The following is a 14,494-nucleotide window of genomic DNA, read 5'->3' on the forward strand; positions in this document are numbered from 1 at the left end:
TTTCCCTCCGCTTTGGCCTGCCCTAAGTCTTTGTCGCGAAAGGCGAAATGCCACAAATCAATATTGACCGGCTGATGTCGTTTCCCTATAGTGGCGAAAAGTGGGGCAATGTGGGTAATTGTGGAGTGTCAGCGCATTAATTTCAGGTGATGTGACAACAAAATGATCGGCGGCGTAAGTCTTGTCTCTCTCGACAGCAAGGGGCGTCTGGCCATTCCGGCCAAGCACCGGGAGACACTGTTGTCCGCGTTCGGTCATCGCCTGGTAATCACGCTGGAATCGTCCGAGCACCTGCTGTTGTACCCCGAAGCCAACTGGAAACCGGTGGAAGAGCGCTTGCTGAAGCTGCCGGCCGCCAATCCGGCCCTGAAGCGCTACCAGCGCCTGATGCTCGGCCACGCCGACCTGCTGGAGATGGATGCCGCCGGCCGCATCCTGCTGCCGGCGCGGCTGCGTGAGCTGGTCAAGCTGGACAAGGAAGTGGCGCTGGTGGGCATGGGTAACCGATTTGAATTGTGGGATGCCGTCGAGTGGGATGCGCAGACCAATGCTGCCCTGGCGCTGGATCCGGCCGACCTGGCGCAGCACCTTGGAGATTTTACACTTTGACCGACGCAGTTTTTGTTCACCGCACGGTGCTGCTCGACGAAGCCGTAGAGGCGCTCGCCATCCGCAAGGATGGCGTTTACGTTGATTGCACCTTCGGGCGCGGCGGCCACAGTCGCTTGATTTTGTCGCAGCTGGGCCCGACGGGCCGGCTGATCGCCTTCGACAAGGACCCGGAGGCGATTGCGGTCGCCACCGCACTGGCGGCCAGCGATGCCCGCTTTACCATCGTGCACAACGGCTTTGCCGCCTTTGCCGCCGAGCTGGACGCGCTGGGTGTGGCCCAGGTCGACGGCGTGCTGATGGATCTGGGGATTTCGTCCCCGCAAATTGACGACGGACGCCGCGGTTTCAGCTTCCGTTTTGACGCGCCGCTGGACATGCGCATGGACACCACCCGCGGCCAGACGGCCGCGCAGTGGCTGGCCGCGGCTGACGAGGCGGATATTGCAGAGGTTATCAAGACTTATGGTGAAGAGCGGTTTGCTCGCAAGATCGCAGCAGCCATTGTTGCGCACAGGGCTGAACGTCCCCTCGAAACGACGCGTGAGCTCGCTGTGCTCGTTGGGAAAAACGTCCGTACTCGCGAACAAGGTCAGGACCCCGCGACGCGAACCTTCCAGGCGATCCGGATCTACATCAACCGCGAGCTGGACGAGCTGAAGGAAATCCTGCCGCAAACGGTGGCAAGGTTGGCCGCAGGCGGCCGCCTGGCGGTGATTAGCTTCCATTCGCTGGAAGACCGCATCGTGAAGAACTTCATTCGCGATGCCAGCACCACCGACAAGTTGCCGTCGTGGGTGCCGGTGCGTGCCTGCGACATTCCCGAGGCGGCGATCAAGCCGGTGGGCAAGGCGATCCGCTGCAGCGAGGCGGAAGTGGCCGCCAACCCGCGTTCGCGTAGCGCGATCATGCGTGTGGCGCAGCGTATCGGCGGGCAGTGGCAGGGCACAGAGTGAGCCTTAACAAGCTGAATGCGGTACTGCTGCTGCTGTTGATCCTGTGTGCGATGTCGGTAGTGAGTTCCACCCACGTGGCACGCAAGCTGTACTACGAGCTGGAAAAAGAACAAAAGCTGGCACGCCAGCTGGATGTGGAGTACGGGCAGTTGACGCTGGAACAGAGCACCTGGGGCGCGCATGCGCTGATCGAGAAGACTGCCGCCGCGCGGCTGCAGATGCTGACGCCGAGCCAGCGCCAGGTGCACGTGATCACGCCTGAGGGTGTGCGATGAGCCGGGTGTACACGCCGCGCTACCAGCAGAACCTGAAGCCGGCGATGCGGCTGGCGCCGGGACGGGTCACCGTGGTGCTGCTGCTGCTGGGCGCGCTGCTGCTGGCCTTGCTGGCACGGGCAATCTACCTGCAGGTGGTGCAGCAGGACTTCCTGCAAAACCAGGGCGATGCGCGCTTCCGCCGCACGCTGCTGCTGGAGGCCAACCGCGGCGAGATTACCGACCGCAACGGCGAGCCGCTGGCGATCAGCACCCCGGTGCAGTCGATCTGGGCAAGCCCGGTGGACATGGAACTGGGCACGGTGCCGGCTGCCAAGCTGCAGCAGCTGGCGCGGCTGCTGGAAATGCCACTGGATGAAGTGAAACGCAAGCTGTCGGACAACAAGCGCGAGTTCGTCTACCTCAAGCGCCAGATCAGTCCGGCGCTGGCGCAGCAGGTGATGGCGCTGGAGATTCCGGGGGTGGCGAAGCAGCAGGAATTCCGCCGCTACTACCCGGCCGGCGAGATGCTGGCCCACGTGGTCGGCTTTACCGGCGTGGACGGCAAGGGGCAGGAAGGTTTTGAGCTGACGCGCGAAAAGATGCTTGCCGGCAAACACGGCAGCCGCACGGTGCTGAAGGACCGCCGCGGCCACATCGTGGAAGACCTGGCGGTGATCGAGCCGCCGCGTGACGGCCAGACGCTGCAGCTGTCGATCGACAAGCGCATTCAGTACCTCGCCTACCGCGAGCTGAAGGCGGCGATGGAAGTAAACAAGGCGAAAGCCGGCGGGGTGGTGGTACTGGATGCCCGCACCGGCGAGGTGCTGGCGCTGGCCAACACCCCGTCGTACAACCCGAACAACCGTGCGGTGCTGGAGCCGGAAATGCGGCGCAACCGCGCGGTGGTGGACATGTTCGAGCCCGGCTCGACCATGAAGCCGTTCCCGATCGCGATGGCGCTGGATGCCGGCAAGGTGACGCCGGACACGGTGTTCGACACCCAGACCTACCGCATCGGTCCGGCCACGGTGCGCGATACGCATCCGAAGCCGGCGATGACGGTGACGCAGATCATCCAGAAGTCGTCGAACGTCGGTTCGTCGAAGATGGCGGCGATGTTCTCGCCGGAGGATATGTGGACGTTTTACCGGCAGGCCGGCTTCGGGCAAAGCCCGCAAACCGGGTTTCCGGGTGAAAGCGCCGGCCGCCTGCGCGACTGGCAGAACTGGCGCCCGATCGAGCAGGCCACCATGTCGTTCGGTTATGGCGTCTCGGTCAGCCTGTTGCAGCTGGCGCGTTCGTACACGGTGTTTACCAACCGTGGCGCGCTGCTGCCGGTGTCGTTTACCCGTCTCGGCGCACCGTTGCCGGGCAAGAGCCTGATCAAGCCGGACACCGCGAAAAAGATGCGCGACATGATGGTGACGGTGACGGAAGAAGGCGGTACTGCGGTGCGCGCCCAGGTGCTGGGCTACCACGTTGGCGGCAAGTCCGGTACCGCGCGCAAGCTGGTCGGTGGCGCCTATGCGGCCAACAAGCACATCGGCCTGTTTGTCGGCTTTGCGCCGGCGACCACGCCACGGCTGATCGTGGCGATGATGATTGATGAACCGGGTGCCGGTGCCTACTACGGTGGTGCGGTGGCCGGGCCGGCGTTTTCCAACATCATGGCCGGCAGTTTGCGAATTCTGGGGGTCGAGCCGGATGCTCCCTCCAACAATACATTGATTCCGGAACACCAGATTTCGGAAGTGCGGGAAGAAACATGAAAACAAGCTTGATCGACTTGCCTGACTGGGACCCTGCCGTGTTGCAGGGTTTGGGCGTCGCCATTTCCCGCGTCGAGGCGGACAGCCGCCGCGTGTTCCCCGGTGACGTGTTCCTCGCCTGCCGTGGCGAGTACAGCGACGGCCGCGACTTCATCGCCGCCGCGCTGGAAAAGGGCGCCGCCGCGGTGCTGTGGGATGACGCCGACGGCTTCGTCTGGAATCCGGCGTGGCAGGTACCCAATCTGGCGGTGCCGCAGCTGCGCGAGCGCGCCGGCATCGTCGCCGCCCACGTCTACGGCTACCCCAGCCGTGACATGGCGGTGATCGGCATCACCGGCACCAACGGCAAGACCTCGATCTCGCACTGGCTGGCGCAGGCCTACGCGCTGCTGGGCGAGAAGGCGGCGCTGATCGGCACTGTCGGCAACGGCTTTTACGGCGCGCTGACCGAAACCACCCACACCACTCCCGACCCGATCACCGTGCAGCAGAAGCTGGCGGAATACCGCCGCCAGGGCGCGCACATGGTGTCGATGGAGGTGTCCAGCCACGGCCTCGACCAGTTCCGCGTCAACGGCGTCAGCTTCCGCAGCGCGGTGTTCACCAACCTGACCCGCGACCACCTCGACTACCACGGCACCATGGCCGAGTACGGCGCCTCCAAGGCCAAGCTGTTCCACTGGCAGGGGCTGCAGCACGCGGTGATCAATGTCGACGACGCCTTCGGTCGCCAGCTGGCGAGCGAAATTGACCAAAGCCGCACCCGTGTCATCAGCTACGGCCTGGAGCAGGGCGACGTGCGCCCGCTGAGCCTTGCGGCCAACCTTGATGGCCTGCAGCTCTCCGTCACCACGCCTTGGGGCAATGCCGAGATCAAGAGCCCGCTGCTGGGCCGCTTCAATGCGGCCAACATGCTGGCCTGCCTGGCGGTGCTGTGCGCCAACGGCGTGACCCTCGACGACGCGGTGCGCGTGCTGGGCAAGATCCAGCCGGCACGCGGCCGCATGCAGCGCATCGGCAGCAGCCTGGAGCCGCTGGTGGTGGTCGACTACGCACACACGCCGGACGCGCTGGAAAAGGCGCTGGCCACCCTGGCCGAGATTCGCCCCGTCGGCGGCAAGCTGTTCTGCGTGTTCGGCTGCGGCGGTGATCGCGACAAGGGCAAGCGCCCGATCATGGGCGAGATCGCCGAGCGCATCGCCGACGTGGCGGTGGTGACCAGCGACAACCCGCGCAGCGAAGCACCGGCGGCCATCGTCGCCGACATCGTCGCCGGCATGCAGGCACCGGGCCATGTCGAAATCGACCGCGCCGCTGCCATCCACTGGGCGGTGGCCAATGCCCGCGTCGGCGACGTGATCCTGATCGCCGGCAAGGGCCACGAGGAATACCAGGACATCGCCGGCGTGAAGCAGCCGTTCTCCGATTTCCGTGTTGCCGAAGACGCGCTCACCGCCTGGGGGGCCAACGATGCTGCCGCTGTCTGACGCCGCCCGCCTGTTGTCCGGCGAACTGGCCGGCAGCGATGCCGTGTTCCAGCGCGTGGTCACCGACAGCCGCGCGGTGCAGGCCGGCGACCTGTTCGTGGCGCTGAAGGGTGACAACTTCGACGCGCACGACTTCGTGGCCGAGGTACTGGCCAAGGGCGCGTTTGCGCTGGTGCGCCATGACTTCGAGCCGGCGAGCGGCAGCGTGATCCGCGTCGCCGATACTCGGCTGGCGCTGGGCACCTTGGCCGCCGCCTGGTGCGCACGGTTGCAGGTGAAGCGCATCGGCATCACCGGCTCCAACGGCAAGACCACGGTCAAGGAAATGGTGGCCGCCATCCTGCGCGCCCATGTCGGTGCTGATGCCGTGCACGCCACCGCCGGCAACTTCAACAACGACATCGGCCTGCCGCTGACGCTGCTGGCGCTGCGCCCGGCGCACCGCTACGCGGTGATTGAGATGGGCATGAACCATTTCGGCGAGATCCGCTACCTTACCGGCCTCGCGCGGCCGCAGGTGGCGCTGGTCAACAACGCCATGCGTGCGCACCTGGGCGGCGGCTTTGACAGCACCGCCGACATCGCCCGCGCCAAGAGCGAGATCTTCGAAGGCCTGAGCGCCGACGGTGTCGCCATCATCAATGCCGACGACGCGCAGCAGGCGATCTTCGCCGCCGCCGCCGGCCAGCATCGCCAACTGCGCTTTGGTTTGTCCGCTGCGGCCAACGTCTACGCCCGCGACATCGTCGCCAGCGCCACCGGCAGCCGCTTCGTGCTGTGCTGCCCGCTAGGCGAGCAGGCGATCGAACTGCCGGCCGCCGGCGAACACAATGTGCGCAACGCGCTGGCCGCCGCTGCGGTGGCGCTGGCACTGGAGGTGCCGCTGGCCGCCATCGCCACCGGTCTGGCCGCCTTTGCCGGCGTCAAGGGCCGCCTGCAGCTGAAGCCGGCCGCCTGCGGTGCCACCGTGATCGACGACAGCTACAACGCCAACCCGGATTCGATGAAGGCCGGCATCGACGTGCTGGCCGCCTATCCGGCGCCGCGCATCTTCGTGATGGGCCAGATCGGCGAGCTGGGCGACACCGCGCCGCAACTGCACGCCGAAGTGGGCGCGCATGCCCGCGCGCGCGGCATCGAAGCGCTGCTGTGCCTGGGCGAGCTGGCGCAGCATGCCGCCGCCGCCTACGGTGCCGGCGCCGAGTATTTCGACGACATCGCCGCGCTGCTGGCGCGGCTGGATGCCGTGGTCACCCCGGCCAGCACGGTGCTGGTCAAGGGTTCGCGCTTCATGCGCATGGAACGGGTCGTTGCCCATCTGGTAACCCCACAACAACAAGAAAACGGGAAGGGCTAAACGTGCTGCTGTTACTGGCTGAACTGCTAAAGGACCACATCCGGGCTTTCAACGTCCTCAACTACGTCACGCTGCGCGCGGTGATGGCGGCGCTGACGTCGCTGGTGATCTCGCTGTGGCTGGGGCCGTGGGTGATCGCCAAGCTGACCGAACTCAAGGTCGGCCAGGCGGTACGCAGCGACGGCCCGCAGACGCATCTGGTGAAGACCGGCACCCCGACCATGGGCGGCACGCTGATCCTGCTGGCGATGAGTGTCACCACCCTGCTATGGGCCGACCTGTCCAACCAGTACGTGTGGCTGCTGCTGGCGGTAACGCTGGGCACCGGCGCGCTGGGTTTCTACGATGACTGGCGCAAGGTGGTGTACAAGGACCCGAACGGGGTCTCCGCCCGTTTCAAAATGGCGTGGCAATCGACCATCGCCATTGCCGCCGGCGTGTTCCTGATCACCACCGCCAAGCTGCCGGCATCCACCGAATTCATCATCCCGTTCTTCAAGAACGTGATCTATCCGCTGGGCGGCATCGGCTTCTGCGTGCTGACCTACTTCGTCATCGTCGGCACCTCCAACTCGGTGAACCTCACCGACGGCCTCGACGGCCTCGCCGCGCTGCCGGTGGTGATGGTGGCCGCCGGTCTGGCGATCTTCGCCTACGTCGCCGGTCACGCGCTGTTCTCCAAATACCTGGGCATGCCGTTCGTGCCCGGTGCGCACGAGGTGGTGGTGTTCTGCGCCGCCATCTGCGGTGCCTGCCTCGGCTTCTTGTGGTTCAACGCCTACCCGGCACAGGTGTTCATGGGCGACGTCGGCGCGCTGGCGCTGGGTGCCGCGCTGGGCACCGTGGCGGTGATCGTGCGCCAGGAAATCGTGCTGCTGATCATGGGCGGCCTGTTCGTGGTCGAGGCGCTGTCGGTGATGATCCAGGTGGCGTCGTTCAAGCTCACCGGCAAGCGCGTGTTCCGCATGGCACCGCTGCATCACCACTACGAACTCAAAGGCTGGAAAGAGACCCAGGTCGTGGTCCGCTTCTGGATCATCACCATGATGCTGGTGCTGGCAGGTCTTGCCACGCTGAAACTGCGCTAAGGAAAGCTGACCATGGATCTGGCTAACCGTCACATCATCGTTATCGGCCTCGGTGACACCGGCGTGTCCGCCGCCCGCTGGCTGCTGGCGCACGGTGCGCGCGTGACGATGGCGGACAGCCGCGACAATCCGCCGAATGCGGCCGCCGTTGCGGCCAACCTTGGCTCGGTGTCGCTGCGTCTGGGCGCGTTCAGCGATGCTACCTTTGCCGATGCCGACATGCTGATGGTCAGCCCCGGCGTCAGTGTCCGCAGCCCGGCCATCGCCGCCTTTGCTGCCGCCGGCGGCGAGGTGGTCGGCGATGTGGAATTGTGGGCACGCGCCATTGCCGGCAGCGGCGCGCGGGTGATCGCCATCACCGGCTCCAACGGCAAGAGCACCGTCACCAGCCTGGTCGGCCACCTGTGCGAGGCCGCCGGGCTGGACACCGTGGTATGCGGCAATATCGGCCTGCCGGTGCTGGACGCACTGGCCGCGCGCGAAGCCGCCGGGCGGGCGCCGGAGGTGTGGGTGGTGGAGCTGTCCAGCTTCCAGCTGGAAACCACGCGCAGCCTGCAGGCGGACGCGGCCACGGTGCTGAACATTTCCGAAGACCATCTGGATCGCTACCACGACCTGCTCGATTACGCGCACAGCAAGACCGCCATCTTCAACGGTGACGGCGTACAGGTGCTGAACCGCGACGACGTGTTCTGCCGTGCGATGGTGCGCGCCGGACGACGGGTGGCGTGGTTCTCGCTGCGTGAAGACGCCGATTACGCATTGCAACAGACGGATAGCCGTTACCAGCTGGCCATCGCCGGACAGGCGGTGTTCGACTGTGCCGACATGCCGCTGCAGGGCCTGCACAACGCGGCCAACGCCTTGGCGGCACTGGCGCTGTGCGAGGCGATCGGCCTCGCGCGCGAACAGCTGCTGCCGGCACTGAAAACCTTCCGTGGCCTCGCGCACCGCGTCGAGTTCGTCGCCGAGTTCGACGACGTGATGTACATCGACGACTCCAAGGGCACCAACGTCGGCGCCACCGAGGCGGCGCTGAACGGCATGACCCGCAAAGTGGTGCTGATCGCCGGCGGCGACGGCAAGGGCCAGGATTTTGCGTCGCTGGCGCCGGCCTGTGCCCGTATCGCCCGCGCGGTGGTGCTGATCGGCCGCGACGGCCCGCAGATCGGCGCCGCACTGGCCGACAGCGGTGTGCCGCTGGTGGCGTGCCAGACGCTGGAGGACGCCACCCGCGAGGCGGCCAGCCTGGCGCAGCCCGGTGACGTGGTGCTGCTGTCGCCGGCCTGCGCCAGCCTCGACATGTTCAAGAATTACGCGCATCGCGCCCAGGTGTTTGTCGACACCGTCGCGCAGCTGCAAGCGGAGCGTCTATCGTGATGCACGCCGCGCGCAGCCGCTACCACCACAGCACCGCCATCACCGTGATGGACGAGGCGCTGATGTGGGCGATTGCGCTGTTGCTGTCAGTCAGCCTGGTGATGGTGTTCTCGGCGTCGATTGCCAACGCCGAGGCCGATCCGGCGACCAACAGCCCGTACTTCTACCTGATGCGCCACATGGTGTTCATGGTGATCGGGCTGTCGGCGGCGGCGCTGACCTTCATGATCCCGATGGCGTGGTGGCAGCAGTACGCGGGCAAGTTTTTCCTGTTCGCCGGCTTCCTGCTGGTGCTGGTGCTGATTCCCGGCATCGGCCGGGTGGTGAACGGTTCGCGGCGCTGGATCAACCTGATCGTGCTGAATTTCCAGCCGTCGGAAGTGATGAAGCTGGCGGCGGTGATCTACGCCGCCGACTACACCGTGCGCAAGGCGGCCAAGCTGCACAGTTTCAGCCAGGGCTTCCTGCCGATCCTGATGGCGATCGTGGTGGTGGCCTTCCTGTTGCTGGCGGAGCCGGACTTCGGCGCGCTGATGGTGGTGATGAGCATCACCATGGGCATCGTGTTCCTCGGCGGCATCAACCTGCGCATCTTTGCCGGGCTGGCGCTGATGGCGGTGGCGGCGATCGGCTTGCTGATCGTGACCTCGCCGTACCGGGTGAAGCGGGTGCTGGGTTTCCTCGATCCGTGGGAAGACCCGTACGGCAAGGGCTACCAGCTGTCGCACTCGCTGATCGCCATCGGCCGTGGCGAGTGGCTGGGCGTCGGCCTCGGCGGCAGCATCGAGAAGCTGTTCTACCTGCCGGAGGCGCACACCGACTTCATCATGGCGGTGATCTCGGAGGAATTCGGTTTCATCGGCATCTGCGTGGTGCTGGGGCTGTATGCGTGGATCGTGCGGCGTGCCTTCCACATCGGCACCGAGGCGAAGAAGCTGGAACGCTACTACCCGTCGCTGGTGGCGCAGGGCATCGGCATCTGGCTGGGGATCCAGACCTTCTTCAATGTCGGCGTCAACATGGGCTTGCTGCCGACCAAGGGCCTGACCCTGCCGCTGATGTCGTTCGGCGGCTCGGCCATGCTGTGCAACCTCGCCTCGCTGGCGGTGCTGTTGCGGGTGGATTATGAAAACAGGCGTTTGATGCGGGGCTTCAAAGTTTGAAGCACCGCATTGCTCCGCAAGGAGCACGAGCGCAGCGAGCAAGCGCCTGTTTGTCCGAGCCGCGTAGCGGCGAAGGAAAAATCGCCGGCTGATGCGCGGTTTCAAGGTTTAAGGAATCACGTTGCGGCCAACGTTGGCCGCAACGGCAATGAATAACCGGCAGGGCCGGAGCAAGAGAAAGCAAGAGATGACTAAACGCACGGTGATGGTAATGGCGGCAGGCACGGGTGGACACATCGTCCCCGGCATCGCCGTTGCCCGCGAGCTGCAACGGCGCGGCTGGCAAGTGCTGTGGGTCGGCACCGAGCGTGGCATGGAAAACAAGCTGGTGCCGCCGACCGGCATCCCGCTGATCCGGCTGGCGTTCCACGGTGTGCGTGGCAAGGGACTGCTGGGTTCGGTAAAAGGCGTGCTGCAGCTGGGGGCCGCCTTTGTGCGCAGCCTGAAGCTGATGTTCGAACACCGCCCGGACGTGATTCTGGGCATGGGCGGCTACGTGTGCCTGCCGACCGGCCTTGCCGGCGCCCTGCTGTGGAAGCCGCTGGTGATGGTCAATGCCGACGCCGGCCTGCTGCTGAGCAACAAGGCGCTGTTGCCGTTTGCCGACCATCTGGCCTGCGGCTTTGACGGCGAGGCCGCCAGGCTGAACAAGGCGGTGGTCACCGGCAACCCGGTGCGCGCCGAGATCGAGCAGATGACGCCGCCGGCCGCACGCTTTGCCGGCCGTACCGGTCCGCTGCGGGTGCTGGTGGTCGGTGGCAGCCTCGGCGCCAAGGTGCTGAACGACACGCTGCCGCAGGCGCTGGCACTACTGCCGGCCGAGGCGCGGCCGCTGCTGACGCACCAGACCGGCGACAAGAATTTCGACGCGGTGCAGGCGGCTTACGCCAGCGCCGGGCTCAAGGTTGGCCGCGACGTCACCCTGCTGCCCTTCATCGACAATATGGCGGCGCTGCTGGCCGACTGCGACGTGATCCTGTGCCGTGCCGGCGCGATCACCATCAGCGAACTGTGCGCCGCCGGCGTGCCCAGCATCCTGGTGCCGCTGGTGGTGTCCACCACCTCGCACCAGCGCGACAACGCGGCGTGGATGGCGGCCCATGGCGCGGCCATCCATCTGCCGCAACAAGACATGAATCCGCAGCAACTGGCGGCGCTGCTGGCAGGGCTGACCCGCCCGCAGCTGCTGCAGATGGCCGAACAGGCGCGAACGCTGGCCAAGCCGGCCGCGGCGGCCAAAGTGGCCGACCTGTGCCAGGCGCTGGCGGATACCGAATAGGACTGGGCCCGGACCGGGCCCGAGCAAGAGAAGACACCATGAAACATCGCGTCAAACACATACACTTTGTCGGCATCGGCGGCGTCGGCATGTGCGGCATCGCCGAGGTGCTGCTGAACCTGGGCTACACCGTGTCCGGTTCCGACATGGCCGACAACGCCGCCACCAAGCGCCTGACCGAGCAGGGCGCGCGCATCTTCTTTGGTCATGACGCCACCTACATCAAGGGCGCCGACGTGGTGGTGACCTCCACCGCGGTGAAGGCCGACAACCCGGAAGTGCAGGAAGCGCAGGCCAAGCACGTGCCGGTAATCCCGCGCGCGATGATGCTGGCCGAGCTGATGCGCTTCAAGCAGGGCATTGCCATCGCCGGTACCCACGGCAAGACCACCACCACCAGTCTGACCGCGTCGGTGCTGGGTGCGGCCAACCTTGACCCGACCTTCGTGATCGGCGGCAAGCTGACCGCGGCCGGTACCAATGCCCGCCTCGGCAGCGGCGACTACCTGGTGGCCGAGGCCGACGAATCGGACGCGTCCTTCCTCTATTTGCAGCCGGTGATGTCGGTGGTGACCAATATCGACGCCGACCACATGGACACCTACGACCACAGCTTCGACAAGCTGAAGCAGGCCTTCGTCGACTTCATCCACCACCTGCCGTTCTACGGCCGGGCTGTGCTGTGCGTCGACGACGAGCACGTGCGCAGCATCGTGCCGCAGCTGAAAAAACCGGTGACCACCTACGGTCTGGACGACAGCGCCGATGTCTACGCCGAAAACGTGGTCGCCGATGCCGGCCAGATGCACTTCGACGTGGTGGTGAAGGCCGACGGCCTGCGCTTCCCGGTGACGCTGAACATGCCGGGCCGCCACAACGTGCTCAACGCGCTGGCGGCCACCGCCATCGGCCTGGAGTGCGGCGCCGAGGTGGAAGCGATCCAGCGTGGTCTTGCCGAGTTCGCCGGTGTCGGCCGCCGCTTCCAGCGCTACGGCGAACTGCCGGCCAAGGATGGCGGTAGCTACACCCTGATCGACGACTACGGCCACCATCCGGTGGAAATGGCGGCGACGCTGGCCGCGGTGCGCGGCGCCTTCCCGCAGAAGCGGCTGGTGCTGGCGTTCCAGCCGCACCGTTACAGCCGCACCCGCGACCTGTTCGAGGACTTCGTCAAGGTATTGAACGGTGTCGACTGCCTGTTGCTGGCGGAAGTGTATGCCGCCGGCGAGGCGCCGATCGTGGCCGCCGACGGCCGCGCGCTGACGCGGGCGGTACGGGTCGGCGGCAAGGTGGAGCCGGTATTCGTCGAGCAGATTGCCGACATGCCGCAGGTGATCAGCGACATGGTGCGTGACGGTGACGTGGTGATCACCATGGGCGCCGGTTCCATCGGTGGCATCCCGGCCAAGCTGGTCGCGGCGAGCAAGGCATAACCCAGGACAAGGTTGGCCGCGTGCAGCTCACGCGGCAGCAAGGAAACATGATGAAGCAATTTGGCAAGGTGGCAGTGATCATGGGCGGCAGCTCCGCCGAGCGCGAAGTGTCGCTGATGAGCGGCAACGGCGTGCTAGCCGCGCTGCAGAGCAAGGGCGTCGATGCGCACAAGTTCGACCCGTCGGAAAAACCGCTGACAGCGCTGCAGGAAGAGGGCTTTGCCCGCGTGTTCAACATCCTGCACGGCCCGTTCGGCGAGGACGGCACGCTGCAGGGCGCGCTGGAGAGCATGGCCATTCCCTATACCGGCTGCGGCGTGATGGCGTCGGCCATCTGCATGGACAAGTGGCGCACCAAGCTGCTGTGGAAGGGTGCCGGCCTGCCGATCCCGGACTTCGAGCTGCTGAGCGACGACAGCGATTTTGACGCCATCGAGGCCCGCCTCGGCCTGCCGATCTTCGTGAAGCCGTCCACCGAAGGCTCCAGCATCGGGGTCACCAAGGTGAAGGAACACGGCGGCCTGAAGGCGGCGTACGCCGAGGCGCGCCAGTACGACGAGATCGTGATCGCCGAGCAGTTCATCGGCGGCGGCGAGTACACCTGCGCCATCATCGACGGCAAGGCCTATCCGACCATCAAGATCGAGCCGGCCACCGAGTACTACGACTACCAGGCCAAGTATTTCCGCGACGACACCGTCTACCGCTGCCCGTCCGGCCTCGCGCCGGAGGTGGAGCAGCGTGCGCGCGAGCTGGCGCTGCAGGCGTTCCGCGTGCTGGGTTGCCGCGGCTGGGCGCGCATCGACTTCCTGATGGACGAAGCCGGTGGCATCTACCTGCTGGAGGCCAACACCAATCCGGGCATGACCAGCCATAGCCTGGTGCCGATGGCGGCGCGGGTCGAGGGGCTGTCCTACGAAGATCTGTGCGTACAGGTGCTGGCGGCAGCTCATGTGGGATAACCATGCGGTACTGCGCGCGCTGGCGAACATGCTGTTGCTGGCCGCGCTGCTGATGTTGCTGTACAGCGCCGGGGTGTGGTTGACGCACTCGCCGCTGTTTCCGGTCAAGCGGATCGCGATTGGCGGCCAGTTCGTGAAGGTGACACCGGTGCAGTTGAAGTACATCGCGCAGCACGAGCTGTCCGGCACCTTCTTCACGCTGGACATCAACAAGACGCGCGGTGCGTTCGAGAAGCTGCCGTGGGTGCGCGAGGCGCAGGTGAGGCGGACGTGGCCGGACCGCCTGCAGATCACCATCGCGGAACACGTCGCGGTGGCGCGCTGGGGCGAAAGCGGGTTGATCAGCAAGGAAGGCCGCTGGTTCGATGCGGCCAGTGACCAGCCGCTGCCGGTGCTGTTCGGGCCGGCGGGCAGTGAAAAGGAAATGGTACAGGCCCTGCACACGTTCGGGCCGGTACTGGCTCAGGCCAGGCTGAAAGTGCGGCAATTGTGGTTGAGCGAGCGCCGCGCCTGGAAGATGGAACTGGATAACGGGGTAATGCTGGAGCTGGGACGTGGCCCGGTGAAGGAGCGGTTGGCGCGGTTTGTCGAGTACTGGCCGCGCAGCCTGGCCACCATGCCGTATCGCATCGAGTACATCGACCTGCGTTACCCCAATGGATTTGCCGTGAAGATGCCGGAATACCAGGCAAGCACGGCAACAGCAAACAAGCTTTGAGTGTTGGAGCGACAGGTGAGCAAACCTAAAGAAAGC

The 14,494-nt window shown here is 65.8% G+C and carries 13 protein-coding genes; all 13 read left to right on the forward strand.

Going from position 1 to position 14,494, the window contains the following annotated elements; genetic code table 11:
- Positions 1–162: 162 nt before the first annotated feature.
- The 13 genes from mraZ (at position 163) to ACG97_RS03445 (ending at position 14,458) form a co-directional block, all read left to right on the forward strand.
- The gene (gene mraZ / locus ACG97_RS03385; RefSeq protein ID WP_047965923.1) at positions 163–609 is read left to right on the forward strand and encodes a division/cell wall cluster transcriptional repressor MraZ; all 447 of its coding nucleotides are present in this window, start codon (positions 163–165) and stop codon (positions 607–609) included.
- On the forward strand, positions 606–1,565 hold the full coding sequence (gene rsmH / locus ACG97_RS03390) for a 16S rRNA (cytosine(1402)-N(4))-methyltransferase RsmH (RefSeq protein ID WP_047965924.1): 960 nt from the start codon (positions 606–608) through the stop codon (positions 1,563–1,565). The genes mraZ and rsmH overlap by 4 nt, the downstream gene beginning before the upstream one ends.
- The gene (gene ftsL / locus ACG97_RS03395; RefSeq protein WP_082133628.1) at positions 1,562–1,840 is read left to right on the forward strand and encodes a cell division protein FtsL; all 279 of its coding nucleotides are present in this window, start codon (positions 1,562–1,564) and stop codon (positions 1,838–1,840) included. The genes rsmH and ftsL overlap by 4 nt, the downstream gene beginning before the upstream one ends.
- Positions 1,837–3,591, forward strand: coding sequence for a penicillin-binding protein 2 (locus ACG97_RS03400; protein ID WP_047965925.1), 1,755 nt, complete (start codon positions 1,837–1,839; stop codon positions 3,589–3,591). The genes ftsL and ACG97_RS03400 overlap by 4 nt, the downstream gene beginning before the upstream one ends.
- Positions 3,588–5,078, forward strand: coding sequence for a UDP-N-acetylmuramoyl-L-alanyl-D-glutamate--2,6-diaminopimelate ligase (locus ACG97_RS03405; protein ID WP_047965926.1), 1,491 nt, complete (start codon positions 3,588–3,590; stop codon positions 5,076–5,078). The genes ACG97_RS03400 and ACG97_RS03405 overlap by 4 nt, the downstream gene beginning before the upstream one ends.
- Positions 5,062–6,435, forward strand: a complete 1,374-nt coding sequence (murF, locus tag ACG97_RS03410; protein ID WP_047965927.1) for a UDP-N-acetylmuramoyl-tripeptide--D-alanyl-D-alanine ligase — start codon at positions 5,062–5,064, stop codon at positions 6,433–6,435. Before ACG97_RS03405 ends, murF begins: the two co-directional genes overlap by 17 nt.
- Positions 6,436–6,440: 5 nt before the next feature.
- Positions 6,441–7,523 (forward strand): phospho-N-acetylmuramoyl-pentapeptide-transferase, encoded by a 1,083-nt coding sequence (gene mraY, locus ACG97_RS03415; RefSeq protein WP_305118873.1) that lies wholly within the window; start codon positions 6,441–6,443, stop codon positions 7,521–7,523.
- 12 nt (positions 7,524–7,535) lie between these two features.
- Entirely contained in the window at positions 7,536–8,903 is a 1,368-nt protein-coding gene (murD, locus tag ACG97_RS03420) for a UDP-N-acetylmuramoyl-L-alanine--D-glutamate ligase (RefSeq protein ID WP_047965929.1), read from the forward strand.
- Positions 8,903–10,066 (forward strand): putative lipid II flippase FtsW, encoded by a 1,164-nt coding sequence (gene ftsW / locus ACG97_RS03425; RefSeq protein ID WP_047965930.1) that lies wholly within the window; start codon positions 8,903–8,905, stop codon positions 10,064–10,066. Before murD ends, ftsW begins: the two co-directional genes overlap by 1 nt.
- A gap of 187 nt (positions 10,067–10,253) precedes the next feature.
- The gene (gene murG / locus ACG97_RS03430) at positions 10,254–11,345 is read left to right on the forward strand and encodes an undecaprenyldiphospho-muramoylpentapeptide beta-N-acetylglucosaminyltransferase (RefSeq protein WP_047965931.1); all 1,092 of its coding nucleotides are present in this window, start codon (positions 10,254–10,256) and stop codon (positions 11,343–11,345) included.
- Between the two features lie 38 nt (positions 11,346–11,383).
- Entirely contained in the window at positions 11,384–12,778 is a 1,395-nt protein-coding gene (gene murC / locus ACG97_RS03435) for a UDP-N-acetylmuramate--L-alanine ligase (RefSeq protein ID WP_047965932.1), read from the forward strand.
- A gap of 50 nt (positions 12,779–12,828) precedes the next feature.
- Positions 12,829–13,740: a D-alanine--D-alanine ligase gene (locus tag ACG97_RS03440; protein WP_047965964.1), complete on the forward strand. Its 912-nt coding sequence runs from the start codon at positions 12,829–12,831 to the stop codon at positions 13,738–13,740.
- Positions 13,730–14,458, forward strand: coding sequence for a cell division protein FtsQ/DivIB (locus ACG97_RS03445; protein ID WP_047965933.1), 729 nt, complete (start codon positions 13,730–13,732; stop codon positions 14,456–14,458). Before ACG97_RS03440 ends, ACG97_RS03445 begins: the two co-directional genes overlap by 11 nt.
- The last annotated feature ends 36 nt before the right edge of the window (positions 14,459–14,494 follow it).

The organism is Vogesella sp. EB (assembly GCF_001037925.1).
GTDB lineage: Bacteria > Pseudomonadota > Gammaproteobacteria > Burkholderiales > Chromobacteriaceae > Vogesella > Vogesella indigofera.